Origin of the sequence: Natronorubrum halobium, from assembly GCF_051351675.1 — an archaeon.
Classification (GTDB): Archaea; Halobacteriota; Halobacteria; order Halobacteriales; family Natrialbaceae; genus Natronorubrum.
This window is the reverse complement of the sequence record NZ_CP195595.1, coordinates 2,038,879-2,063,529: the sequence shown is the minus strand read 5'-3', so window position 1 is coordinate 2,063,529 and position 24,651 is coordinate 2,038,879. Positions and strand designations below refer to the sequence as shown.

The window sequence follows — 24,651 nt, the reverse complement described above, 5'->3', positions numbered from 1 at the left end:
CGGGGAGAACACATATGCGATCGGCACCAGTATCGGCCGACCGATGAGCGCCACGCGGAGACGAACTCACGGGAGACAGTATCGGAGCGCGACCAGCGAACGATACGAAACCGGTTCGCCGACGGAGGGGGATCGCCGCGATGACTGAGCAGTTCAGCCTCGAGGGCCGGGTCGCGATCGTCACCGGCGGTGGACGGGGGATCGGTCGGGCGATCGCGATCGGACTCGCGGACGCCGGTGCCGCGGTGGTCCCGTCGGCGCGTTCGGCCGACGAAATCGGGGCCGTCGCCGACGAGATCGACGCGAACGGCGGCGACGCTCTCGCCGTCCCCGCCGACGTCACGGATTCGGACGCGGTCACCGACGTGATCGAGCGGGCCGGCGATGCGTTCGGCGGCGTCGACATCGTCGTCAACAACGCCGGATTCAACCCCGACGACGCGCTCGGCCAGCCACAGGACGTGTCGACCGAGAGTCTCGACCGTGTCCTCGACGTCAATCTCAACGGTGCCTACGAGGTGACGGCCGCGGCGGCCGACCACCTCCACGAGAGCGACGGGGGATCGGTGATCAACGTCGCGAGCGTCGGTGGGCTGGTCGGCCTCCCCCGGCAACACCCGTACGTCGCCTCGAAACACGGACTCGTCGGCCTCACGAAGAGCCTGTCTCTCGACTGGGCGCCCGAGGTCAGGGTCAACGCCGTCGCCCCGGGCTACGTCTCGACGGAACTGACCGAAGACCTCGAGGCGAACGATCGGCTCCGACAGTCAATTATCGATCGGACGCCGCTGGACCGGTTCGCCGATCCCGAGGAGATCGCCGGTCCGGTCGTCTTCCTCGCCAGCGACGCGGCGAGCTACGTGACGGGGTCCTGTCTCGCCGTCGACGGCGGCTGGACGTCGCGATAGTCCGCCGCCCCGAGCCAGCGAACGTCGCAGTTCTACTTCCAATGGTCGCAGAGAAGGCCATATTCAGAACTGTTGGCAACTATATTCCGCACTACTCCTACGATCGTAAATAGCTTCGGTAGAGTTCCACATCCCTGAGAGTTCCCACCGATCCCTGTCGCAGACCCCAACCGAGTACCGGTATGCAGTACTCCGACTCAGAGCAAGCACGGGAACTCGCCGACCACGCCCGCGAACTGATGGAAGCGGTCGTCCTCCCGCTCGAGCGAGAGCGACCCGGTGGGATGGCCGTCTCGAGTGGCACCATTGCGGACCTCCGCGAATCGGCCCGCGAATACGGCGTCTACGCGCCCCAGATATCCGAAGCGTACGGCGGGATGGGGGTGAGTTTCCGCGACGCGCTCCCCGTCTTCGAGGAGGCCGGCCGTAGCCTGCTCGGTGCCGCCGCGATGCGCGTCGACGCCCCCGACGAGGGCAACATGCACCTGCTGGAACTCGCGGGCGACGAGATTCAGCAGGAGACCTACCTCGAGCCGCTCGTGCAGGGCGAGATCAAATCCGGCTTCTCGATGACCGAACCGCTGCAGGGGGCCGGCTCGGACCCGAAGATTATCCAGACCACCGCCGAAAAGGACTCCGCCGAGGAAACTTCGACTGATCCCTCGGAAGTCACGGCTTCCGAGGACGGCGACGGGTGGGTTATCGACGGCCACAAGTGGTGTACGTCGAACGGCGTCGAGGCGGACGTCCTGATCGTCCTCGCTCGGACCGACCCGGACGCCCACCCCTACGAGGGCTGTTCGCTCTTTCTCGTTCCCGCGGAGGCCGACGGCGTCGAGGTCGTTCGCGACGTTCCCCACATGGGTGGCGGAACCCGCGGTGCCTCCCACGCCGAGATCCTGTACGAAAACGTCCGCGTCCCCGAGGAACACCTGCTCGGCGAGCTGAATCAGGGATTCGCTCACGCTCAGGAGCGACTCGGCCCCGCCCGTCTCACCCACTGCATGCGCTTTTCCGGGATGGCCCAGCGCTCGCTCGAGATCGCGAAAGCCTACACCAGCGAGCGCGAGGGGTTCGGCTCGACCCTCTCGGACAAGCAGTCGCTGCGCTACCGGATCGCCGACGCCGAAACCCGACTGCACGTGGCTCGAACCGCGATTCGCGACGCGGCCGACCGGATCGCCGCCGGCGACGAGGCACGCGTCCCCGTCTCGATGTGCAAGGTCTTCACCGCGAACGTCACGCAGGAGGCGATCGATCTCGCGGTGCAGTGTTGTGGCGCCAACGGCATCGGGAAGGACCTCCCGCTGGCCGACTTCTACGAATCCGTCCGCAAGTTCCGTATCGTTGACGGCGCCGACGAAGTCCACCGGCGCGTCATCGCGCGCGACGCGTTCGAAGAGACTCACGACGAAGAACTCGAGCCCCTGACCCGCTTCGGCGACCCGAACACGCGGGGCGCCGGCGGACACTGACTCGCGGCTCACGATCGACGGACTGACCGTTCGTTCCAGTCGATACTGTGTTGTGATGCGTCGCTCGAGTCGATCGATTGTTCTACTGGCTCGAGACTGGAAAACGGGCGTGACGGAATTCGAACCGTAATCAGACGTACTCGCTAGTGAGGAGCAAGCGGGCGTGGCGGGATTCGAACCACGGTCGTTCCGCTTCGCGTCACTCTCTGCTTCGAACTCCGGTGCCCGTCCACTCCTCACGTCCGTGCGTCGTGGACGGGCGTGGCGGGATTCGAACCCACGATCAGAAGGTTAGGAACCTCCTGCCCTATCCGCTAGGCCACACGCCCCTCGAAGAAAAGCGCTAGTTCGATTCGGTTTCGGTCTCTTCCTCGGTGACCGGCTCCGTGTCGACGAAGTCGTCGTCGTCAGTGTCGAGTTCGCCCTCCGCCTTCGCAGCGGCGAACTCCTCTTCTTCACCCTCTTCGAACCCTGCTTCGCGCATCTCCTCGAGTTCGGTTTCAACCTTTTCACGACCCTTCTGGAACTCGCCCATGGCCTCACCGGTCGACCGGGCCAGCTTCGGGATCTTGTTCGCCCCGAAGAGCAGAATGGCGATGAAAAGGATGATCAGTAGTTCCGGACCCCCTGGGATAGGGGCAAACAGCGGTGCGATTTCGACTACCATCTCTGTCCGTTGCTAGTCCGCTGGCAATTATAACCTTTTTGGACCACTTAGAAAAACAAGTATCGGCGAAAGTCCGCTTGAGGTGGAGTTCCAATCTAATTACACGGCGATGTACCAGTAATATAGTATTGATTTCCGAACTGGCCCAACGCGATGGCTAACTGCAACAGATAGCGGAAAAGCCGTCAGCACGGTGGCAGAGCGACGGGGTCGGTAGATCCGGGACGACAGAGTCGGTCGGTCCGAGGGCGGATCGCTTGCGAGTGACGCCCCGCGTAACCACTCTCCAGCGATCGGTTCCGCGAACGAAACTGTCTTTCCGAGTTATCGTCAATCATCTGGTGATGCCAGAAACCGGAGATGCTGCACCTAACTTCACTGCACCGCTCGCCAACGGCGACGTCGATTCCTTTACCCTCTCGGACCGCCTCGCAGACGAGGCGCCGATCGTCCTCGCCTTCTTCCCCGGCGCGTTCACCAGCGTCTGTACGACCGAGATGTGCGCGTTCCAGGACCGTCTCGCGTCGTTCGACGACCTCGACGCAAACGTCTACGGCGTCAGCCGTGACTCCCCGTTCGCGCTCAACGAGTTCCGCGACCAGAACGACCTCGAGTTCGGCCTCATCAGCGACTACAACAAGGAGATCACCGACGACTACGACGTCGAGATGGACTTCGCCGACCTCGGCGTCTACGGCGTCGCCAAGCGTTCGGTGTTCGTCGTCGACGGCGACGGCCAAATCACCTACGCGTGGGTCAGCGACGACCCCGGCGTCGAACCAGACTACGACGAGGTCGAGGCCGCCGTCGAAGACGCGGCCTGAGCGGTTCGGAGGACGCAACCAAAACTGACCCGACCGATCGTCGAAATCCCTCGCCGCAGGGCTTTTTTAGCCTGCAGTCGACGTCCGTGTATGAGCGATTCTGCTGGAGACGACGCCACCCGACGTGTCTACCGTCCTGACGCCGACCACAACTTCCCCGACGAGAAACTGAACCGCGTCCTCGAGTTCGTGCTCGAGGACGAGGAGATTCAGACCTACCTCGAGGCCCAGAACGTCAACGCGGTCGATCGGATGCAGTATAACGACCACGGCGCGAAACACATCGAGATCGTCCGCAACCGAGGACTGTGTCTCTACGACCTGCTCAAGGCGGGCAACGTGGATTTCAACGGCGCGCGCCAGCAAGGACTGGCCGAAGAGGACGAGTCGGTCATCGTCGCGCTCGCGGCGACCCTCCACGACATCGGTCACGTCGTCCACCGCGACGAACACGTCTACTACTCGATCCCGCTCGCTGCCGACATTCTGGACCGCGTCCTCTCCGAATTTTACGACCTCGCCGAGACGGTCCGAATGAAGGGCGAGATTCTGCACGCGATCCTCTGTCATCACACAGCCGAAACCCCGCTGACGACCGAGGCGGGCGTCATCCGCGTCGCCGACGCCCTCGACATGGAGAGCGGTCGCTCGCGGATCCCCTACGAACACGGCGGCCGCGGCATCAACACGCTCTCGAGTCAGGCGATCAAACGGGTCTCCCTGCAGAAGGGCGACAGCAGCCCCGTCATGGTCGAAATCGCCATGACCAACGCCGCCGGCGTCTACCAGGTCGACAACCTGCTCAAGGCGAAACTTCAGGGCTCCGGCCTCGAGGACCAGATCCGAATCGTCGCGCTCAACACGAACGAAAACCACGAGCAGTTGGTGGAGCGGATCGAGCTCTAGAGAACCAAACTTTTGCTCTGCGTGCGGTCGCAAAGCGACCGCACTCGGCAAAATCTTCAAAAGAGCGCGGAGCGCTCTTTTGGACCTCGCGGGATCTTCGATCCCGCTCAGCTTTGATGAAAAGCACTCCTCCTTCCGTTCTCTCACTCGGTTCACTCGTTCGTTCACAGCAGTCGTCGGCCCGCTCGCTCGGCCTGTCTCACGGCTTCGCCGTTCGACTGTTCTCGGCGCGTAGCGCCGCGCACGGCCTCGCTCGCGGTGACTATCGTCGGATCACCTGCCCTCCCCCGGATCGCGGAAGCGCCGCAAATCGCGGCGCTTCCGCTCTCGGCCGTTGCAATCGACCCCTCCAGAATACCGTCGTTCGTGGCTCGAATCAGGCGAGTTCGAACCCGGAATCCGTCCGCTCGAGGTACCCTCGCTCCCGAAGCGTGCCGGTAATCGAGAGCCCGGTTCCCTTTTTGATGTCGAGATCGTCGCAGAGCTGTTCCATCGTTACGCCGTCGCTGGCTGCGACGTATAGATAGACCAGTTTCGCCCGCGGTGACTCGAGGTCGTCCGGAACCGGAGTAGTCGACTGGAGTCGTCCGTCTGGTTGCATACGCCAGCGTCTATTTTCGACGATATTAAAACTGAGCATCGTCAGATGTCGAAATCCGCGGGCGGTCAGGGACGTCGAAGTAGTGATGAACCGGCAGCGCGAGTCAGAGCGCTTTTTGGTATCGACCGTCTCCTCAACGGTCATGAATCTCCAACTCGTCGTCTTGGGACTGCTGACCGGCTTGCTCACCGGTGCGTTTTTCGCCGTTTTCGATGTCCCGATCCCGGCACCGCCGGAACTTCCGGGGCTCATGGGGATCGTTGGAATCTATCTGGGATACAAACTCGTGCAGTATCTGGGCGTCAGCGTCGGCGTCTTCGATTCGGTCGGGTTCTGACGAGACGAGTCACGTCGGTTGTCGAACGGGTCGTGCCGTGTGGTATCAGGGTGCAGCGTCGAGGTCCGCGGCGAACTCGCGGGCCCGCGATCGGATCGCCGCAGCGTCCGCGACGAGCACGTCGCCGTCTCGCATCAGGACGTCACCGTCGACCATCGTGAACTGCACGTCGTCGCCGTGGGCGGCGAACACCAGATGGGAAAGCACGTCGTGGAGCGGGGTCGCGCGGGTGATGTCGGTCTCGAGGCCGATGATATCGGCTTTCCACCCTTCGCGAAGCGTTCCGACCCGATCGAACCCCGCCGCGCGCGCCCCGTTGATCGTCGCCATCTCGAACACCGTTTGTGCGGGAAGGGCCTGCGGCTCGAGTCGGTCGACCTTCTGGAGCAGACTGGCCTGTCGCATCTCGGTAAAGGGATCGAGCGTGTTGTTACACGGCGGGCCGTCGTTGCCCAGCGCGACGTTGATCCCCCGATCGAGATAGTCGAGCACCGGCGCCACGCCGCTCGCGAGTTTCATGTTCGACGACGGGCAGTAGGTCACGTTGGTTCCGGTTTCGGCGAGCAGTTCGCGCTCGGACTCGTCGGTCCAGACGCAGTGGGCGAGCACGACGTCCTCGCCGGTCAGGCCGACCTCGTTGAGCCAGTGGATGTTCCGCCGGCCGGTTTCGTCCTCGACCGTCTGAATCTCGCCGCGGTTCTCGCTCGCGTGGGTGTGGATCCGCACGCCGTCGTAGGCGTCCGCGAGTTCTCGAGTGCCGCGAAGACAGTCCTCCGTGCAACTCACGGCGAATCGCGGCGTCACGGCGTACTGAATGCGGCCGTCGTCGACGCCGTGGTACTGCTGGATGAGTCGCTCGCTCTCGGCGAGCGCCTCGTCGGTGTCCTCGAGCAGCCCCGGCGGCGCTTCCTTGTCCATCATCACCTTCCCCAGTCGGCCGCGAATCCCGAGGGCTCGAGCGGCTTCGAACGCCTCCCCGGCGTGGGCGACCGAGAGGTGATCGATACAGGCCGTCGTCCCGCTCTCGATCATCTCGAGGTAGCCCAGTTCGGCCGCGGCGCGCATCGCCTCCGGCGAGAGCGACGCCTCCATCGGGAGGACGTACTCGAAGAGCCAGTCGAGGAGTTCGGTGTCGTCGGCGATGCCGCGGCCGAGACTCTGGACCGAGTGAACGTGAGCGCCCACGGTCCCCGGCGCGAGGAGGTCGTAGGAGTCGCGTTCGTGGTCCGGATACTGCTCGAGACAGGTCGACCGATCGCCGACGACGACGATGCGGTCGTTCTCGACGACGACGCCGCCGTCGTGAATTACGGTCTCAGCGTCGACGACGACGGTTCCCGACAACAACATATCGAGCCTCGATAACCGGCGGTGGCCCTTATCTCTGTGGATCTCAGGACGACCGGCGCGACAGCGAGAGCCGCGAGAGGCCCCAGGCGAGCGAGATGAGGACGGCGAACGTGAGATAGCCGACGCCGAGCGGCAGGAGTATCAACGGCAGTCGGTCGGCGAACAGGTAGAACGCGATCGCGAGCGCCGGAACGAGAACGAGGTTCAGCCGGACGAATCGCTCGATTCCCATTACGTGAGGGAAACTGGACCGGATATTTAGTGGTGCCGGTAAGGGTGCCAAGCCCCCGTCTGCTCACGGACCGAAGGCCCATCCGCATGGTCAGCGGGACCTTCGGTCCCACCCTATCCCCAGCGAGCGAGTAGGGCGGGGTAGTTCACCCCTGCTGGTGTTGGTCGAGAACGCGATCGTTAGTAGCTACCCGTGAAAAAAGCCCGTAGTGAGCCGTCAGTAGCTGCGGTCTTTCGGCTCGTAGGTCTTGTCCTCGCCCTCGAGGATGACCGGCCGGTAGAAGATCGACGGCTCGCCGTCGTCCCAAGAGACGAGCGTGTGCTTGAGCCAGTTTTCGTCGTCGCGGATCTGATTCTCCTGGCGCCAGTGAGCGCCGCGGAACTCGTTGCGCACGAGCGCACCGAGCGCGATGGTCTCGGCGACGTCGATAAGGTTGCGCGTCTCGATGGTCTGCTGAAGGTCGGTGTTGAACGTGCGCGAGGGATCGTCGACGTAGACGTCCTGATACTCCTCGCGGCACTCGCGGATGAGTTTCAGGGCTTTCTTGACGCCCTCCTCGGTCCGGAAGACGTTCACGTAGTCCGTCATCGCGTTCTGGAGCTTCTGCCGGATCTCGGCGTGCTGGACGCCGGTATCCTTCTCCATCAGGTAGTCGACGTGCTCGCGGGCGCTCTCGACCTGACGCTCGAGGATACCCTCGGCGTCGGCCGTGACTCCCCCATCAGCGGCGACGCCGCCGGACGAATCGAGGCCGGCGCTACCGGGCTGGACGGGGAGTTCGGTCTCGGTTTCGTCCTCGACGTCGTCGCCGTAGCCGGTTCGGATCTGGGGTTCGCCGAGGTCGTCGCCGGCGGCGTGGCGTCCGGCGCGCTTGCCGAAGACGATCAGTTCCGGCAGGGCGTTGCCGCCGAGTCGGTTCCCGCCGTGGACGGAGACGCAGGCGCACTCGCCGGCCGCGTAGAGACCGTCGATGCAGGTCTGGCCGTTCTCGTCGACCTCGATCCCGCCCATGGCGTAGTGCTGGCCGGGCTTGACCGGCATCGGTTCGACGAGGCCGTCGACGCCCTCGAAGTCCTCCGCGAGGTGCAGAATGTTCTCGAGGCGGTCGAGAATGCGCTCCTCGCCGAGGTGGCGCATGTCGAGGTGGACGTACTCGTCGTTGACGCCGCGGCCCTCCTGAACTTCGGTCAGTTCGGCGCGCGCGACGACGTCGCGGGAGGCGAGTTCGCCGTCGTTGTTCGCGTAGCCGTACTCGAACATGAACCGCTCGCCCTCGTTGTTGTAGAGGATCCCACCCTCTCCGCGGACACCTTCGGAAATAAGGACGCCCGTGGACGGCAGCGAGGTCGGGTGAAACTGGATGAACTCCATATCCTCGAGCGGCGCGCCCGCACGGTAGGCCATCGCGTGACCGTCGCCGGTACAGGAGACGGCGTTCGTGGTGTGGTCGAAGGCCTGCCCGGGACCGCCGGTCGCGAGGATGACGCTGTCGTTCGCTTTGAAGCCCTCGACCGTCCCGGACTGGACGTCGTAGGCGACGACCCCGTGGCACTCGCGCTCGTTGGGGTCGTCCTCGTCGGTCGTCGCCAGATCCATGACGTACCACTCGTCGTAGACCTGAATGCCGCGTTTGACGACCTGCTCGTACATCACGTGCAGCAGGTGGTGACCCGTCTCCGCGCCGGCGTAGGTGGTTCGCGGGAACGAGAGCCCACCGAACGGGCGCTGGGAGACGCGACCGTCCTCTTCGCGGGAGAACGGCATGCCCCAGTGCTCGAGGGTGATGGTGTCTTCGGGGGAGTCCTGCGTGAGGGTCTCGACCGCCGGGGCGTCGGCCAGGTAGTCAGACCCCTTCATCGTGTCGTAGGCGTGGAGTTCCCAGTCGTCGCCCTCGCGGAGCGCGGCGTTGATGCCGCCCTCCGCTGCACCCGTGTGACTGCGAACCGGGTGGAGTTTCGAGACCAGTGCGACGTCAGCACCCGCCTCGTCCGCTGCGACCGCAGCACGGAGACCGGCGCCGCCGGCGCCGACCACGATAACGTCGTGTTCGTACATGTTACCAGAACTTCAGGTTTTTCTTGACCGCTTCCCGCTTGAGCTCCTGAATGTGCTCGGTGAGCGGAATGTCTTTCGGACACACCTCGGTACAGGAGAACTGGGTCTGGCAGCGCCAGACGCCGTGTTCCTGCTCGATGATGCGGAGTCGGTGCTCTTTGACCTCCTCGTCCTCGCGGTCGTCCATCGCGAACCGGTAGGCCTTGTTGATCGCCGCCGGGCCGAGATACTCGTTGTCGCCGGCCGCGATGTTACACGAAGACATGCACGCGCCACACCAGATACAGCGCGTCGACATCTTGATCTTCTCGCGGTTTTCGCGCGACTGTCGCTGTTCCTCGAGGTCGCCCGTCGGCAGGTCCTCCTGCTGAAGGTAGGGCTCGACGGTGTGCATCTGGTCGTAGAAGTGGTCCATGTCGACGACCAGGTCCTTGACGACCTCCTGGTGGGGCAGCGGCTCGATCCGAACCGGATGCTCGAGATCGGCCATCTGGGTCTTGCAGCCCAGACGCTGATTGCCGTTGACGAAGAAGGCGTCGGAGCCACAGACGGCCTGCCGACAGGAGTGTCGGAACGTCAGCGACGAGTCGTAGTTGTCTCGCGCGTACATCACGGCGTCGAGGACGGTCATCCCCTTCTCGAAGGGGACGTGGAACTCGTCGAAGCGCGGCTCCTGCTTGTCCGCCACTTCGGGGTCGTAGCGGAAGACCTTGATGAGGACCGTCTCCCCCTCGAGTTCGGCCCTGTCGGCCGTCGTCTGATCGATCTCGCCGCCTTCTTTCTCTCTCTCGTCGACCGGCGACTCGGCCCCCCGCATTTCGGGGTCTTCCGGTGCCTCCTGACTCTCCGGCTGTTCGGGTTCCTGTTGTTGAGTGCTCATACGATCTCGACCCCTGCCATAGCCATTGCAACGTAGATTCCCTGCACGATGAGTGCCACGCTCGCGATAACAAGCACCGCGAGCACGACCTTCTTCTGCGTTCCCTTCAGGCCCTGGTTGACCAGCGCGTTGTAGACGCCGTTGACGCCGTGGAACGTCCCGGCGATCAGGAACAGGACCATCGTCAGGAAGTAGCCGACGTTCTCCATGCGGGCCTGCGTGCCCGCGAACGTGACGTCCGCCGCGTGGTTGACGAAGTGTAACTGGAAGAAATGGAAGGCGAGAACGACGACGAGAAACGCCGCCGTGATCCGCTGGAGCAGCCACCCGGTGCCGCCGGGCGTGAACGAGGAGTATCGCTCCGCCATCAGAGGGTCACCCCGTCCATGAAGGTCGGGACGCTCGCGATGGTGATGAGCGCCGTCAGCACCAGCGAGGCGTAGAAACTCTTGTCCTGTGCCTCCAGGCCGACCCCGAGGTCGACCATCAGCAGTCGAAGCCCGTTCAGGATGTGGAACACTGCCACCGCGAGCAGTCCGACCTCGAGCACGCGGATGATGAACAGCGACTCGAGTCCCTGAATGGTGTTCGTGTAGATATCGTCGCCCGATGCAACCAGCGAGGCGTCGCCGCTCGCTGCGCCGATAGCTGTACTCAGCACGGCGATGTGGGTAAACAGGTAGCCGATCAGCATCCACCCGGTAAACTTGTGGAAGATCCACGCCCACATGCCGGCCGAGAACTCCTTCCATCGGCCGAAGTCCTCGATGAGACCGCGATTGTAAGACTGACTCATACGCTCATGTGGACGGTTAGACTGCGGGGGTATAGAAGTTACTTTTATCGCTCCTGTCTCGTCTTCTACGCGAACACGAGTAGTCAGGAAGAAACCTGGATCGGCGACAACCCCCGAACCAGTTCGGGACTCGAGGGGCCGACTGGCCACCGGTTCTCGTGACCGACGGCAGAAGGGTGCCCGTTTCGGTGACTAGTTCTCGACGGCGTCGCCGGTCGACCGGAGCTCCGACCGCGAACTCGCTTTCGTTCGTTCCCGCTCGAGCGCCGTTCGGGTGTCCGACGAGAGCCCGACGAGGTGACACAGCGGGTTCCCGGGGTAGACGACCGGGTTCTCGAGGACGCCGACGATGAGGCCGGTGAACGGCGCTTCGACGGTGACGATGTCGTCCTCTTCCTTGAACGGGTTCGTGATCGCACAGATCACTTCGCCCTCGCGGACGAACTCCCCGCGGCCGCGCTTCATGTCGACGATACCGCCGGCGTCCGCGCGGATCCAGGTTTTCTCGTTGTCGTCGTCGATGACGGTTCGCCACCCGGGCCAGTGGACCGAGGACTCCTGATGGAGGCCGAATTCGGCGAGCACGCTCGCGACGCCGGTCAGCGCGCGGTCGATCAGACGGCGCTGGAACCGGTGGGCTTCGCCCATCTCCACGGTGATCGTCGGAACGCCGGCCTGCGTGGCCTCCCGCCGGAGCGTTCCGGAGGGGCCCTCGCCGGCGATGATGACGTTCGAACTGAACGCCTTCGCGAGGCGTTCGATGGTCGGTTGCTCGATATTAGCCCGCACGTGCAGCATGTTGGTTCGCCCGCGGGTGGACGTATGAAAGTCGATCCCGAGGTCACAGGGCTCGATGAAGTTCGTGAAAATCCGGTAGGCCATCCGCCGGGCGCTGGTCGACCCCTCGCGGCCGGGGAACGACCGGTTGAGATCCCTGTCGTAGATCGGCAGGTATCGTTCCTGGGCGAGAAAGCCCGGCACATTCATCACCGGGAGACAGATCAACGTCCCGTGCAGCATCGAGTGATCCCAGTCGTGGGCGACCTCGCGGACGACCTCGATGCCGTTGAGTTCGTCGCCGTGGGCCGCCGCCGAGAGACAGACCGTCGGACCGGGATGTTCGCCGTTGATGACCGTCACGGGGATCCGCACGGGATCACCGAGGTACGTCTCGCTGATGCCGTACCGAATGTTGGCCGACTCGCCGGGATCGACCCGGCCGCCGTTGTACGTAAACGCCTCGGCTGGGTCGGACGAACCGCTGTCGGGTGGTTCGTCCATCTCGTCGCTCATAGTAGTGTCTCCGCGGGAAGCAATGTGAATGTTCTCCTGTAGACCCGAGAGAACCGTCCACACCGACAGACACCGGCTGCTACCCGCCGGTCAGACCCGCCTTCGGTATCGATAGTACCGAAACCGCTTGCCCCGCCGTAGGGACGGCCAGAAAAAACTGATTCCGTGGGCATACGTTTTGTACGAGGGCATGGTACTGTCGGCTATGGAGATTCGTGAAGCGACCGACGCCGACATCGACGCCATCCGATCGATCGCCCACCGCTCGCTCGAGTCAACCTACACTGATTTCCTCGACGAGGAGACCGTCGACGACGCTATCGACCAGTGGTACGGCGAGTCGTTCGCCGACGAACTCGAGGACAGTCACTCGCTCATCCTCGTTATCGAGCGCGACGGCGAGATCGTCGGCTTCTCCCAGAACGATCTGATCGGCCAGCGCTACGGCACCGGCCGAATCCTGTGGCTCCACATCGACCCCGACGTCCGCGGCGGCGGCACGGGTGTCCGTCTGCTCGTCCGGACCCGCGAGAAACTCCTCGAGGAGGGCGCCGATCACATCCAGTGTCTCGTCCTCGAGGACAACGAGGGCGGCAACGAGTTCTACGAGGATCACGGCTTCGAACAGGCCGGCCAACGGGACGTCGAAATCGGCGACGAGACGTTCACGGAGAACGTCTACGTCGAAGGCGAGATCGGCGACGAGGGCTGGGAGGCCGTCGACGAACTCGAGATCGACGGCGAAACGGTCTACGTGAGCTACGGCGAGGCCTCTCGCGGGGAAAAGTCGCCGTTCTACGGCGCCTACGAGACCGAGGAGCAGGACGAACTGTACGCCTGGCTCTGTGGCAACTGCGACTCGCTGGACAACACGATGGACACGATGGGACGAATCGAGTGCAACGTCTGTGGTAACCGCCGGAAAGCGACGCGCTGGGACGCGTCGTACCTCTGACCGGACAGCCGCGGGACTAATCGGGTCTCCCGGTCTCCGGAACGACCGGGTATGGGACGGAAAACACCCCGCGTGTCGGAGTGGGAGAGGCTGTCACTGCGGTGAGTCAATTCGAAGTACGGCGGGCTTACCGACCCGTTTGACGGCTCTTACCCGAGTCTCGAGCGAAAGGCGAGCCACGACGGGGATCGCCGGTGTGTCAGGCGGTGAGAGAGTGTAGCCGACTGTTTCAGCACCAGTATTTCGAGCGTACACTGTTTGCCTCCGCATTACAATTGCGGGATCAGTCCACCGAACAACTGCGTCAGTCCCCACTCCGTTCGAACGATCGATCGGTCGCCGGAGCCACCACGTAGTCCAACGGATTTCGAATGAGTAGACAGGAGCACATCGTCCACGGGTTCAAGGCAACGCTAGTCGCTCGAGCGGTCTATATGCTCTCGAGCGCGCTGCTGATGTTCGTACTGGCGCGGTATCTCCTCGATACCGACGGCTACGGGACGCTATACTGGGTGATCGGCATTCTGGCAATGGTTCAGTTAGTCGCCGACCTCGGGATCGGGAAATCCGCAGCGCGATACATCTCGGAGTACAGCGAGAAGGATCCGGGGCAGATCCCCTACCTGATCACGTCGACGATCACGATCAAAATCGTCGCGCTCACGTTCGTCGGCTACCTCCTCTTGCTGTTTCACGAACAGATCGCGACCACGCTGGGGAATCCGGAAGCCGCACCGTTTCTCGCGGCCGGCGTGATCTACGTCGCCGTATTCTCCTTTAGCACCTTCACACAGATCGCCTTTCAGGGATTCAACAACCTCGTCTACAGCGCCGGCGTCCAGGCGCTCAGCGGGTTCGCTCGACTCGTCTTCGCCGTCGGGTTCGCCCTGCTGGGGCTGGGTGCGCTCGGCGCCTTCTTCGGCTACATCGTCGGTTACGCGATCGCGGCCGTCGTCGGATTAGCACTGCTTTACTACACGTACTACGCGCCGTACGACGCCGCGGAGACGTACGAAGACGGCCTGTCCCGACGGCTCCTCGAGTACAGCGTGCCGCTGACGGCGACGCGCAGTGCGAACATCGTCGACAAACAGATCGACACCGTCCTCGTCGGCGTCTTCCTGACGCCGACCGCGGTCGCGTTCTACACGATCGCCAAGCAGATCACCGACTTCGTGCTCTCGCCCGCCGAGGCGCTCGGCTTTACGATCTCCCCGAACTTCGGGGAGCAGAAGGCCTCGGGACAGCTCGCGGAAGCCCGCCAGATCTACGAGACGGCGCTGTCGAATACGATGCTGCTGTACATCCCCGCGGCCGCCGGACTCGCGATCGTCGCGGAGCCGTTCGTCACGATGGTCATCGGTGAGAACTACGCGGGTGCAGTACCCGTCCTCCAGATTCTCGCCGGGTTCGTCGTCCTGCAGGCGATCACGAACCTGACCAGCGACAGTCTGGACTACCTCGGCCGCGCCCGCCATCGGGCGATCGCGAAGGGCGGAACGGCCGCGGCCAACTTCGGACTGAATATCCTCCTCATTCCCACTATGGGGGTCGTCGGCGCCGCAGCGGCGACGGTCGCCACGCACTCGGTGTACGTCGCGGTGAACCTCTACATCGTCCATCTGGAACTCGATCTCAACCTGTTACGCCTCGGTCGATCGATCGGATTGATCTGTGCCATCACGGGCGTGATGGCCGTCGCCGTGTTGGTCGTGACGCCGATGGTCTCGAGTCTGGTGATGCTGTTCGGTGCGATCGCACTCGGCGCGGCCACGTGGGCCGTCCTCGCCGTCGCGAGCGGACTGGTCGATCCGGGGGAAGTGCGAGCGGCGATCACGTGACGAACTCTCGGAAAGCCGAACAAAAACCGGCGGTATCGGTCTCCTGCCGTCGTTCGATGACAGTATACTTTTCCCCCACCTCGTCGTCTACGATAGTATGGCCGTCGACGATCCTGTCACCGTTGGAGTATTAAGTCTACATACGAGTAAAGAGACGAAAGCGATCCTGAACGCCGTCGAGGGGCTCGGTCACGAAACCGAGTGGCTTCGATCTGAGAACACGTCGATCAGCGTTACCGACGGCAGCGTCGTCCTGGAACCCGACATCGACGTCATCGCGAACCGAATGCTCCTCTCGAACACCGAACAGCCCGCCGAGGAGCTCGGGCTGGCGAACACCTTTGCACAGCTGATTCCAACGCTCAACGAGCCGTCGACGGTGCTGACGGCGATCCACAAGCTCGCGACGGCGACGACGCTCGCAGCCAACGACGTCAGAACGCCCGACGTCACCCTCGCACTGAGCAGCGAGAAGTTGAACGCCGCTCGCGACCAGTACGGGGAGGAGGCCGTCTACAAGACCGCGATCGGCACGCACGGTGGCGGGACGTGGAAGGTCAGCGGCGACGATCCGGTTAACGCCAAAGTCGGCAACCGATACGCCTTCCTGCAGGAACTCATCGACCGAGACGACGACCGCCACTTCGACGCTCGCGTCTACGTCGTCGACGGAGAGATCATCAGCGCGATGTACCGCTACGCACCGGACAACGACTGGCGAACGAACGTCGCCCTCGGCGGCAACGTCGAGGACGCGACCGACGACCTCCCCGAGGAAGCACGAGATATGGCCCGCCGAGCGTCGACCGCGATCGGCCTCGACTACGCCGGCGTCGACCTCGTCGAAGGCGACGAGGGCTGGTTCGTCCTCGAGGTCAACCCGACGGCGGGGTTCAAGGGACTCTACGAGGCGACGCAGGTGAGTCCGGCACCGTACATCGCCAAACTCGCGATCGAGCAGGCCGGCGGCGAGGTCGACGAGGACCGCGTCCGCGACCTGGCGAACGTCCTCGACGACTCCCGACCGACGGCCCAACCCGTCGAGGCGACGTCGCCGGATACGGAGCCCTCCATCATCGGCTACACCGAGGAAGTGGTGCTGTCGGGGACCAGCGGCTCGAAGTCCGTCCTCGCGAAGTCCGACACCGGCGCGACGCGGACGAGCATCGACACCGGCTTGGCGGCCGACATCGGTGCCGGCCCGATCAAATCCATCACGCGCATTCGCTCGGGCAGCAGCAAGACCGCCAAGAGCCGGCCCGTCGTCGACGTCGTCGTCGGCGTCGGCGGTAACCAACACACCGTTACCGCGAGCGTCGAGGACCGCAGCCACATGGACTATCCCGTCATCCTCGGCCGGGATATCCTCGGCAACTACCAGGTCGACGTGGGTCGACGAGCCGACAAGGACGTTCCGGACACCCCCGAAGAAGAGGAGTAATCGGACCGCACGCCGGGAATCGAACTTCCGGTTACGGTCGTCACGAGGGCTGTAGCTGCCGGTAACGGGTTTCGATGGCCATCGTCACGGTAACTACGGATCTACTACTTTATGTTGCCGTATCGGAAATCGTCTATGGAAATTTGAAACGGATTCGTTCTCGAGAAGATGGCCCAGTTCAACCGGGAGCGCATCCCGGAGCGGGCCGTCTACGCGATGGGCGGCAGTACGTACGGGACCTACACCTGTACGAACGACGAACTCTCGGAGTGCACGATGGTCGATACGTTATCCAAGGCGGGCGCGGTGATCGACCTGATCTCGTCGAAACCCACACGTCGTGACAGTTTTTCGCAGCTATGCTGAATACGGTCCACGAGCACACCCTCACAAAAATTCACAGGTCAGAAATATTTCTTGGCCTACAGCGAAGAGTTCGTTCCGGGATAGATAATCTTATCATGCGAAAGCAGCAACTGTTCGATGATGACTAGGTCCAACCAAGACTGGTGGCCGAATCAGTTGAACCTGAAGATCCTCGACCAGAACGCTCGTCCGGTCGATCCGATGGGCGAGGAGTTCGACTACGCCGAGGAGTTCCAGAAACTCGACTTCGAGGAAGTAAAGGCGGACATCGAAGAGGTGATGACGACGTCGCAGGACTGGTGGCCGGCCGACTACGGCCACTACGGGCCGCTCTTCATTCGGATGGCGTGGCACAGCGCAGGCACGTACCGCACCAGCGACGGCCGCGGTGGCGCGTCCGGCGGCACGCAGCGCTTTGCGCCCCTGAACAGCTGGCCCGACAACGCGAACCTCGACAAGGCGCGCCGGCTGCTCTGGCCGGTCAAGCAGAAGTACGGCCGCAAACTCTCGTGGGCCGACCTGATCGTCCTGGCCGGGAACGTGGCTCTGGAGTCGATGGGATTCGAGACGTTCGGCTTCGCCGGCGGGCGCGAGGACGAATTCGAGCCCGACGAGGCCGTCGACTGGGGACCCGAAGACGAGTGGGAAGCGTCCGACCGCTTCGACGAGGAGGGAGAACTCGAAGGGACGCTCGCTGCCACCGTGATGGGTCTCATCTACGTGAATCCGGAGGGACCTGACAGTGAGCCCGATCCGGAGGGGTCGGCGGAACGGATTCGAGAGTCGTTCGGCCTGATGGCGATGAACGACGAGGAGACGGCGGCGCTCATCGCCGGCGGACACACGTTCGGAAAGGTCCACGGCGCCGAAAACCCCGACGAGCACATGGGCCCGGAGCCCGAGGCGGCCCCCATCGACCAGCAGGGTCTCGGCTGGGAGAGCAGCCACGGCTCCGGCAAGGGGTCCGACGCGATCACCAGCGGGATCGAGGGTCCGTGGAACGCCACGCCGACGCAGTGGGACATGGGCTACCTCAACAACCTGCTCGAGTACGAGTGGGAGCCGGAGAAGGGTCCCGGCGGCGCGTGGCAGTGGACCGCGAAGGACGGCGAACTCGATGTGGTCGCACCGGGCACCGAGGACTCGTCGGAGAAGGAAGACGTGATGATGCTGACGACGGACGTCGCGCTCAAGCGGGATCCCGACTACCGGGAGATCATCGAGCGCTTCCAGGAGAACCCGCGCGAGTTCCAGGACGCCTTCGCGAAGGCGTGGTACAAGCTGATCCACCGCGACATGGGCCCGCCGATTCGGTTCCTCGGCCCGGAGGTCCCGGACGAGGAGATGCTGTGGCAGGACCCGATCCCCGACGCCGACTACGAACTGATCGGGGACGAGGAGATCGCCGAACTCAAGGAGGAAATCCTCGCTTCGGACCTGTCCGTCTCCCAGTTGGCCAAGACCGCCTGGGCGGCCGCATCGACGTACCGCGACAGCGACAAGCGCGGCGGCGCGAACGGGGCTCGCATTCGCCTCGAACCGCAGCGGAGCTGGGAGGTCAACGAGCCGGAGCAGCTGGCAACTGTACTGGAGACCTTCGAAGGGATCCAGGAGGAGTTCAACGGCTCGCGATCCGACGACGTGCGGGTCTCGCTGGCCGACCTGATCGTGCTGGGCGGCAACGCAGCCGTCGAGCGGGCGGCCGCGGATGCCGGCTACGACGTGGAGGTTCCGTTCGAACCGGGCCGCACCGACGCCTCGCAGGAACAGACCGACGTCGAGTCCTTCGAGGCGCTCGAACCGGAAGCCGACGGGTTCCGTAACTACCTCGGTGACGGGCACGACCGTTCGGCGGAGGAGTTGCTGGTCGACAAGGCCGACCTCCTGGACCTGACGGCCGCCGAGATGACGGTGCTGGTCGGCGGCATGCGAGCGCTGGGCGCGAACTACAAGAGTTCCGAGCTCGGCGTCTTCACCGACCAGCCGGAGACGTTGACCAACGATTTCTTCGAGACCGTGCTCTCCATGGACTACGAGTGGGAAGCGGTCTCGGACTCCCAGGACAAGGACATCATGGAGTGGGAAGCGCCCGCGGACGCCCACGATATTTACGAGCTGCGCGACCGTGAAACGGGCGACGTCGAGTGGGCGGGTACCCGCGTGGATCTCGTCTTCGGCTCGAACTCCCGGCTTCGAGCCATTGCGGACGTCTACGGCTCCGACGACGCCGAGGAAGAGTTCGTGCGCGACTTCGTCGATGCGTGGAGCAAGGTGATGACGCTCGATCGCTTCGACCTCGAGTAAGGACTCGAGTCGTCGTCACCGACGGTTTCTCACCCCGCTTTCGCTCGCTCGGTGCCGTACTCGTTCCGTGAGCAGCGCGACTACTCGACGCCCGTCGTCTCCTCGTCGCCGCTGTGCTGGATGATCACTTCGTCGTCGGTGATCTCGTTGATCTCCGAGGCCTCGACGGGGTAGTCGTCGTCGCCGTGGCCGCCCCAGTTCAGCCGCGCTTTGAGTCGATCCGTCAGCCCGGGTTCGGGGTCGATGTAGGCCGTCTGTCCCTCGACTTCCGCGACGATGCCGATCTGTTCGCCCCGCTCGTCGACGACGTCTTTCCCCTGATCCTCCGGCGAGAGTTCGATCCGGCCTGCGCCGGCGGTCGACGCGTCGGTTCCGGACTCGACTTCGACGTCGGGGCTAGTATCGTCCGTCGCCGCGGCTCCGGCCCCAGCACCAGCGCTCGCGCCGGTCCCGCCCGCCTCGGCCGACGTATCCATCGCGCCGTACTCCTCGACGTCGATGATCTCGCCCTCGATGAGGTCGCTGCCGATGACCTCGGACTCGAGCAGTTCGGTCTCCTCGAGCGCAAAGCGCATCCGGCTTCGCTCGTCGATCTGCTCCTCGACGGTGCGGCGCTCGAGCAGTTCGCTCCGGACGGTGTCGCCCTCGCCGCGCTTGCTCTGAATGACCTCCCGGTCGACGACTTCGTCGGCGGAGACGTCCGTGCGCACGACGTCGCTGTCGAGGATCGAGCGCTGGACGCTCTCGAGTTCGACGTCCGTCTCGATGTCGTCGCGTTCGACCTCGTCGTGCTGTTCGACGTCGACGTCGACCACCCGACTCTCGATGGTGTACCGTTCGATCTCCTCGATCGTCTCGAGACGGGACTCGTCCGTCGTCACCTCGATGAGGTCGGCGCTGACGAACTCGGTGTCGACGATATCACGATTCAGCAGTTCGGTGTCGACGACCTGTCGCTCGACCAGTTCGGTGTCGACGACCTCGCTTTCGATCGTGTCTCGTTCGACGACCTCCGTCTCGACGACCTGCGTCTCGACGATTTCGGTCGTCACCGTCTCGCCCTCTCGGAGCTGGTCCTCGAGTTCGCTCCGACCGAGATCCGCGCGGTCGAACGCCGCCTCGCGTTCGACGATCTCGAAGTAACCCAGTCCCTCTCCGGTGGGCTCGTCGTCGTGGTAGACGAATACGAGATTTTCGTCGTCGAACGTCTCCGTGAACTCGTCCCAGGTGTACTCCTCGTGACCCTCCTCGAGTTGCCCCTGTCGGGCGAAGGAGTGACCGTGATCGTCGCTGTCGCGGACCGTGACGGGAACGGCGTCGCGGGCTTCCGCCCACTCCCGGATTCGTTCGGGATCGGTAGTCATCCGTCGCTGCTCGGGGCCGTCGTCTACGGGTGGTTCGTTCGCCATCTCGTTTCCGACCGCGGTCGGCGAACACTTGAGTCGGCATGGCCGTCTCGTCGGTCAGTATCTCGTTTCTCGAGACCCCCAGTGTGGCCTGCATAATCGGGTTCGTAATCGACCATTGTTTATGCACGATTTCAGAACTTCGGGAGTGAAATCGGAGATAGTACCGGATTACCGCAGACGGCCGGTCTTCGTCATCGCAATCCGCGATCGTTCCACTCCGTTCAACGGCGGGAAACGTGCGCGTTTGTTCGCTCGAGGCCGCGGGCTCTCGACGAGAAGGTACGCCCTACGCTGCTACTCCGATTCGTACTCCGCCCAGATGTACCGCGTCGCGACGCTTCGATACGGGCGCCACGCTTCGGCGATTTCTCGCATCTCCGCTCGCGTCAGGTCGTCGTCGCCGTCGCCGTACAACTGCTCGATACCGCGGCGGACGGCGAGGTCACCGAGGGGCAGGACGTCCGGTCGTTCGAGGACGAACAGGAGGTACATTCGGGCCGTCCAGTCTCCGACTCCCTTGATCTCGGTGAGCAGATCCAGGACTTCCTCGTTCGAGTAGTCGGCCAGCCCCGCTCTCGTGTAGTCGTTCTCCTGAAACGCCCGAGCCGCGTTTCGCACGTACTCGATCTTCTGTCGCGAGAGGCCGGCCGATCGGAGCGCGTCGTCGTCCGCCTCGAGGACGGCTTCGGGCGTCACCTCGTCGCGGAACAGTTCGAAGACGCGCTCCCGGACGGCCGCCGCACTCGCCGTCGACAGCTGCTGGTTGATGATCGAGATACAGAGTCGTTCGAACTCGTCCCAGTTCGGCTCGACGTACGGATCGTGTCGCTCGACGAGCTCCGCCATCACGGGGTCCTGCCGGAGAACCGGCTCGGCGTCTGCTAACATTTGCTTGGACGGAAACTGGGGCGGCGAAGCTAAAAGGCATCTCGGTCGTGCCCCGCGTTGGCACGCGATGATCGGTGGGTGACGATCGAGTCGGAGGAAGCCGAGCCGGAATGGAGCCGTGCGCTCGAGGAATCGAGCGGTCGGGACCGCTCGAAATCGGCGCCGTCACTCGAGGTGGTGATAGTCGAGTTCGTGATCGCCCTCGAGCGCGTCCCGGACCGCCTCCGACGGGTCGGCGACGCCGCGACGCCTGACCCTGAGCCCGTCCTCGTCGGCCGAGAGGACGAGGGTCGCTCGCCAGTCCGAATCCGTCTCGGGGAAGTCGGTCCGATAGTGGGCGCCTCTGGATTCGGTTCGCTCGAGTGCGGTCCGAAGCATCGTCTCGGCGACGGTGAGGCTGAACGAGAGGTCGACGGCGTACTCGAACGACCGCGACGTTCGGTCGCCGTCGACCCGGAGGTCGGCGGTCCGCGCTCGAAGTTCGGCGATGCCGGCCAGCCCCTCGCGGAGCGACGCTTCGTCGCGAAGGATCCCAGCGGTGTCCCACAGCAGGTCGCCGAGTTCCTCGAGGAGGTCGATCGGACGAACGCTGCCCTCGGCCGCGGCGAGGTCGTCGAGCGCCTGCAACTCCCGTTCGGCGAGGGCGCGCTGGGCGCCGGTGACGGTGGGAACGCGGTCCCTGCTGGTAACCGCGTTCGCCACGTGAGCGCCGACGAGTTTCCCAATGGCGACGGTCTCCGCCAGGGAGTTGCCGCCGAGACGGTTCGCACCGTGAACGCCCGCGACGGTCTCGCCGACGGCGTACAGTCCGTCGACGCCCGTCTCGCCGGTCCGGAAGTCGATGTCGACGCCGCCCATCGTGTAGTGTGCGGTCGGCGCGACTTCCATCGGCTCCGTCGTGATGTCGACGCCGAGGTCGCCGAACCGCTCGACCATCGTCGGCAGCCGCTCGCGGACGTAGTCGGGATCGCGGTGAGAGATATCGAGGTAGACGCTGCCGTGTTCCGTGCCGCGCCCCTCTCGAACCTCCCGTGCGATCGCTCGCGCAACGACGTCCCGGGCGTCGAGTTCCATCTGATTCGGCGAGTAGCGCTCCATGAATCGCTCACCCTCCGCGTTGAACAGTCGCCCACCCTCGCCGCGAACCGCTTCGGTCACGAGTCTCCCGTCCCACTCCTCGCCGTATCGCTCGCCGACCATCCCCGTCGGGTGGAACTGGACGAACTCGAGGTCGACCAGTCGAGCGCCCGCCTCGAGGGCCAGCGCCTGTCCGTCGCCGTTGTTCTCGTCGGCCCGCGAGGAGTGGCGGTGGTACAGCGCCGAGAACCCGCCCGCCGCGAGCACGACGTGGTTCGTCCGGAACAGCAGTCCGCGTCCGGTCTCCATGTCGAACCCCACGGCGCCGTCGACGCGGGTGTCGTCCGAGAGCAACCGGGTGATCATCACGTTGTCGCGGTAGGGAATCTCGAGCGCCTGTGCGCGGTCGATCAACGTCTCGAGCATGGCCTCCCCGGTCCGGTCGCCGACGAAGCAGGTCCGTCGGGAGGATTGCGCGCCGAAGTACCGTTGGTTGATCTCGCCGTCTTCGGTTCGATCGAACGGCATCCCCCACTCCGCGAGTTCGCGAATGCGGTCGGGCATGTGCTTCGCGGTCAGTTCGACGGCTTCGGGGTCGTTCAGATGGTGGCCCTCCTTCAGCGTGTCCGCGGCGTGGATCGTCCAGTCGTCCTCGTCGAGCGAGCCGAGTGCGGCGTTGATGCCGCCGGCGGCCCACGTCGTGTGGGCGTCGCCGTGGTCGCGCTTGCCGATGACGAGCGGCTCGAGCCCCGATTCGGCGAGTTCGATGGCAACGCGTGCCCCGGCGGCACCCGCGCCGACGACGAGGACGGGGGTCGTGACGGTGTCGTACTCGATCTCGCGATCGCCGTCACCGCCGTTGGGGGTGTGAATTCGGCCGTCGACGCCGGCGTCGGTCGTCGGTACACCGTGGTCAGTCGGCGGTATCTTTGTCATCGATGTACGATACGGGCCGACGGGAAATAAGCCGACCACCCAACCATGCAGCTCCCGGAAGCGGACGAGCACGCATGGTCAGCCCCGGGATTTAGCACGGCACGTCGGCTACCGTTCGAACGATGCTCCCGGTCGTGCACCTCGCCGTCGGCTACCTCTGTTATGCAGGGTACACGCGGTGGCACGACGGGCGACGGCCCGCCGATCTACCCGCGCTCGTCGCCGTCTTCGCGGCCGGTCTCGCGGACTTCCTCGACAAGCCGCTCTACGCAGCCGATGTCGTGTCGGTCGGCCGAACCGTTGGTCACTCGCTGCTGTTTGCGATTCCGTCGATTCTCCTCGTCTGGATCGTCGCAACTCGGCAGGACCGCCGGATCCTCGGCGTGGCCTTCGCGATCGGCTCCCTCTCGCACGTCGCGACGGACGTTCCGTGGCACGTCCTCTCGGGCGATTTCGACGAACTCGGCTTTCTGCTCTGGCCGATTACGGAGATGCCTGCGTACTCGGGGACCAAACCCCTCGGGACTGTCGGTGGACTCGAGATAACGACGCTGTGGATCGAGGCGACTATTCTCGCCGCTGGCGTCGCGCTGTGGTGGGCCGACGGCCGGCCCGGAACCGAGACGATTCGTCGCTGGCTCGGGAGATGACACGTATCGGAACAGACAGGCTGATTGGGGAAATACCATACCGTCGGCGGCCGTTGGCCGTGGTATGAGTTCCGAAGACAGGCAAACCGTCGAAGACGTCATGTCAACGCCACTGGAGACCGTCTCGAAGGACGCGACGGTCGTGGAAGCCGTCCAGCAGATGCGAGCGAAGAACATCAACGCGTTAGTCGTCCCGACGACGCCGCGGGCGATCGTCAGCAGTACGGACGTTCTCGACGCCGTCGCCAACGAACGGAACATCACGGAGTTGACGGTTGCCGACGTGATGACGACCGACGTCGAAACCGTCGCGCCGGATCTGTACATGGAGGAGGTCGCCGCGATGATGACCACGTACGGTATCAAACACCTCCCAGTCGTCGACGACGACTACGTCGGGATGGTCTCGTCGACTGACGTCACGGTCCACCTGTCTTAGAACCGGCCGCCCGCTCGATCC

Annotated in this window: 24 protein-coding genes and 1 tRNA gene; 12 read left to right on the top strand and 13 right to left on the bottom strand. The window is 64.2% G+C overall.

The window, feature by feature from the left end; all coding sequences use genetic code 11:
- Nucleotides 1–140: 140 nt before the first annotated feature.
- On the top strand, nt 141–908 hold the full coding sequence (locus ACSFC7_RS10220; protein ID WP_436347603.1) for an SDR family NAD(P)-dependent oxidoreductase: 768 nt from the start codon (nt 141–143) through the stop codon (nt 906–908).
- Nucleotides 909–1,090: 182 nt separating this feature from the next.
- Nucleotides 1,091–2,383 carry an acyl-CoA dehydrogenase family protein gene (locus ACSFC7_RS10215; protein ID WP_436347602.1) on the top strand — a complete coding sequence of 431 codons (1,293 nt, stop codon included), beginning with the start codon at nt 1,091–1,093 and terminating at the stop codon, nt 2,381–2,383.
- A 256-nt stretch (nt 2,384–2,639) separates the two neighbouring features.
- Here ACSFC7_RS10215 and ACSFC7_RS10210 read toward each other — a convergent pair.
- Nucleotides 2,640–2,712, bottom strand: a tRNA-Arg gene (locus tag ACSFC7_RS10210).
- Nucleotides 2,713–2,726: 14 nt separating this feature from the next.
- Nucleotides 2,727–3,050 (bottom strand): twin-arginine translocase TatA/TatE family subunit, encoded by a 324-nt coding sequence (gene tatA / locus ACSFC7_RS10205; RefSeq protein WP_436347601.1) that lies wholly within the window; start codon nt 3,048–3,050, stop codon nt 2,727–2,729.
- 344 nt (nt 3,051–3,394) lie between these two features.
- Here tatA and ACSFC7_RS10200 point away from each other — a divergent pair, with 344 nt between their 5' ends.
- Nucleotides 3,395–3,874: a redoxin domain-containing protein gene (locus tag ACSFC7_RS10200; protein ID WP_436347600.1), complete on the top strand. Its 480-nt coding sequence runs from the start codon at nt 3,395–3,397 to the stop codon at nt 3,872–3,874.
- 90 nt (nt 3,875–3,964) lie between these two features.
- Nucleotides 3,965–4,780, top strand: a complete 816-nt coding sequence (locus ACSFC7_RS10195; RefSeq protein WP_436347599.1) for an HD domain-containing protein — start codon at nt 3,965–3,967, stop codon at nt 4,778–4,780.
- A 376-nt stretch (nt 4,781–5,156) separates the two neighbouring features.
- Here the strand turns inward: ACSFC7_RS10195 and ACSFC7_RS10190 are convergent, their stop codons facing one another.
- Nucleotides 5,157–5,381, bottom strand: coding sequence for a MarR family transcriptional regulator (locus ACSFC7_RS10190; RefSeq protein WP_436347598.1), 225 nt, complete (start codon nt 5,379–5,381; stop codon nt 5,157–5,159).
- Between the two features lie 142 nt (nt 5,382–5,523).
- Here ACSFC7_RS10190 and ACSFC7_RS10185 point away from each other — a divergent pair, with 142 nt between their 5' ends.
- A complete protein-coding gene (locus ACSFC7_RS10185; RefSeq protein ID WP_436347597.1) occupies nt 5,524–5,718 on the top strand; it encodes a XapX domain-containing protein in 195 nt (64 codons plus the stop codon).
- Nucleotides 5,719–5,763: 45 nt separating this feature from the next.
- On the opposite strand, the gene ACSFC7_RS10180 is transcribed toward ACSFC7_RS10185, so the two are convergent.
- From ACSFC7_RS10180 to ACSFC7_RS10150, 7 genes are all read right to left on the bottom strand, one after another.
- Complete coding sequence (locus ACSFC7_RS10180; protein WP_436347596.1) at nt 5,764–7,068, bottom strand: 5'-deoxyadenosine deaminase; 1,305 nt, start codon at nt 7,066–7,068, stop codon at nt 5,764–5,766.
- Nucleotides 7,069–7,111: 43 nt separating this feature from the next.
- Nucleotides 7,112–7,300 (bottom strand): hypothetical protein, encoded by a 189-nt coding sequence (locus tag ACSFC7_RS10175; protein WP_436347595.1) that lies wholly within the window; start codon nt 7,298–7,300, stop codon nt 7,112–7,114.
- 216 nt (nt 7,301–7,516) lie between these two features.
- Nucleotides 7,517–9,355: an FAD-binding protein gene (locus ACSFC7_RS10170; RefSeq protein WP_436347594.1), complete on the bottom strand. Its 1,839-nt coding sequence runs from the start codon at nt 9,353–9,355 to the stop codon at nt 7,517–7,519.
- A 1-nt stretch (nt 9,356) separates the two neighbouring features.
- Nucleotides 9,357–10,235 (bottom strand): succinate dehydrogenase/fumarate reductase iron-sulfur subunit, encoded by an 879-nt coding sequence (locus ACSFC7_RS10165; protein ID WP_436347593.1) that lies wholly within the window; start codon nt 10,233–10,235, stop codon nt 9,357–9,359.
- Nucleotides 10,232–10,603: a succinate dehydrogenase hydrophobic membrane anchor subunit gene (locus ACSFC7_RS10160; RefSeq protein WP_090304888.1), complete on the bottom strand. Its 372-nt coding sequence runs from the start codon at nt 10,601–10,603 to the stop codon at nt 10,232–10,234. Before ACSFC7_RS10160 ends, ACSFC7_RS10165 begins: the two co-directional genes overlap by 4 nt.
- Nucleotides 10,603–11,031 (bottom strand): succinate dehydrogenase, cytochrome b556 subunit, encoded by a 429-nt coding sequence (sdhC, locus tag ACSFC7_RS10155; protein ID WP_436347592.1) that lies wholly within the window; start codon nt 11,029–11,031, stop codon nt 10,603–10,605. The genes ACSFC7_RS10160 and sdhC overlap by 1 nt, the downstream gene beginning before the upstream one ends.
- Nucleotides 11,032–11,223: 192 nt before the next feature.
- Nucleotides 11,224–12,324: a succinylglutamate desuccinylase/aspartoacylase family protein gene (locus ACSFC7_RS10150; protein ID WP_436347591.1), complete on the bottom strand. Its 1,101-nt coding sequence runs from the start codon at nt 12,322–12,324 to the stop codon at nt 11,224–11,226.
- A 205-nt stretch (nt 12,325–12,529) separates the two neighbouring features.
- Here ACSFC7_RS10150 and ACSFC7_RS10145 point away from each other — a divergent pair, with 205 nt between their 5' ends.
- The 5 genes from ACSFC7_RS10145 to katG all read left to right on the top strand — a co-directional run bounded on the left by ACSFC7_RS10145 (nt 12,530) and on the right by katG (nt 19,231).
- A complete protein-coding gene (locus ACSFC7_RS10145; protein ID WP_436347590.1) occupies nt 12,530–13,279 on the top strand; it encodes a GNAT family N-acetyltransferase in 750 nt (249 codons plus the stop codon).
- A 371-nt stretch (nt 13,280–13,650) separates the two neighbouring features.
- Complete coding sequence (locus ACSFC7_RS10140) at nt 13,651–15,120, top strand: oligosaccharide flippase family protein (protein ID WP_436347589.1); 1,470 nt, start codon at nt 13,651–13,653, stop codon at nt 15,118–15,120.
- Between the two features lie 97 nt (nt 15,121–15,217).
- On the top strand, nt 15,218–16,561 hold the full coding sequence (locus tag ACSFC7_RS10135) for a RimK family alpha-L-glutamate ligase (protein ID WP_436347588.1): 1,344 nt from the start codon (nt 15,218–15,220) through the stop codon (nt 16,559–16,561).
- Nucleotides 16,562–16,729: 168 nt separating this feature from the next.
- Nucleotides 16,730–16,927, top strand: a complete 198-nt coding sequence (locus ACSFC7_RS10130; protein WP_436347587.1) for a catalase — start codon at nt 16,730–16,732, stop codon at nt 16,925–16,927.
- Between the two features lie 120 nt (nt 16,928–17,047).
- Nucleotides 17,048–19,231, top strand: coding sequence for a catalase/peroxidase HPI (gene katG / locus ACSFC7_RS10125; protein WP_436347586.1), 2,184 nt, complete (start codon nt 17,048–17,050; stop codon nt 19,229–19,231).
- 80 nt (nt 19,232–19,311) lie between these two features.
- Here the strand turns inward: katG and ACSFC7_RS10120 are convergent, their stop codons facing one another.
- The 3 genes from ACSFC7_RS10120 to ACSFC7_RS10110 all read right to left on the bottom strand — a co-directional run bounded on the left by ACSFC7_RS10120 (nt 19,312) and on the right by ACSFC7_RS10110 (nt 23,541).
- Nucleotides 19,312–20,640, bottom strand: coding sequence for a hypothetical protein (locus tag ACSFC7_RS10120; RefSeq protein ID WP_436347585.1), 1,329 nt, complete (start codon nt 20,638–20,640; stop codon nt 19,312–19,314).
- Nucleotides 20,641–20,934: 294 nt separating this feature from the next.
- On the bottom strand, nt 20,935–21,528 hold the full coding sequence (locus tag ACSFC7_RS10115; protein WP_436347584.1) for a DNA-3-methyladenine glycosylase family protein: 594 nt from the start codon (nt 21,526–21,528) through the stop codon (nt 20,935–20,937).
- Between the two features lie 165 nt (nt 21,529–21,693).
- On the bottom strand, nt 21,694–23,541 hold the full coding sequence (locus ACSFC7_RS10110; RefSeq protein WP_436347583.1) for an L-aspartate oxidase: 1,848 nt from the start codon (nt 23,539–23,541) through the stop codon (nt 21,694–21,696).
- A 122-nt stretch (nt 23,542–23,663) separates the two neighbouring features.
- On the opposite strand from ACSFC7_RS10110, the gene ACSFC7_RS10105 reads away from it, so the two are divergent.
- On the top strand, nt 23,664–24,191 hold the full coding sequence (locus tag ACSFC7_RS10105; protein ID WP_436347582.1) for a metal-dependent hydrolase: 528 nt from the start codon (nt 23,664–23,666) through the stop codon (nt 24,189–24,191).
- Between the two features lie 64 nt (nt 24,192–24,255).
- Nucleotides 24,256–24,630 (top strand): CBS domain-containing protein, encoded by a 375-nt coding sequence (locus tag ACSFC7_RS10100; RefSeq protein WP_436347581.1) that lies wholly within the window; start codon nt 24,256–24,258, stop codon nt 24,628–24,630.
- Nucleotides 24,631–24,651 lie beyond the last annotated feature (21 nt).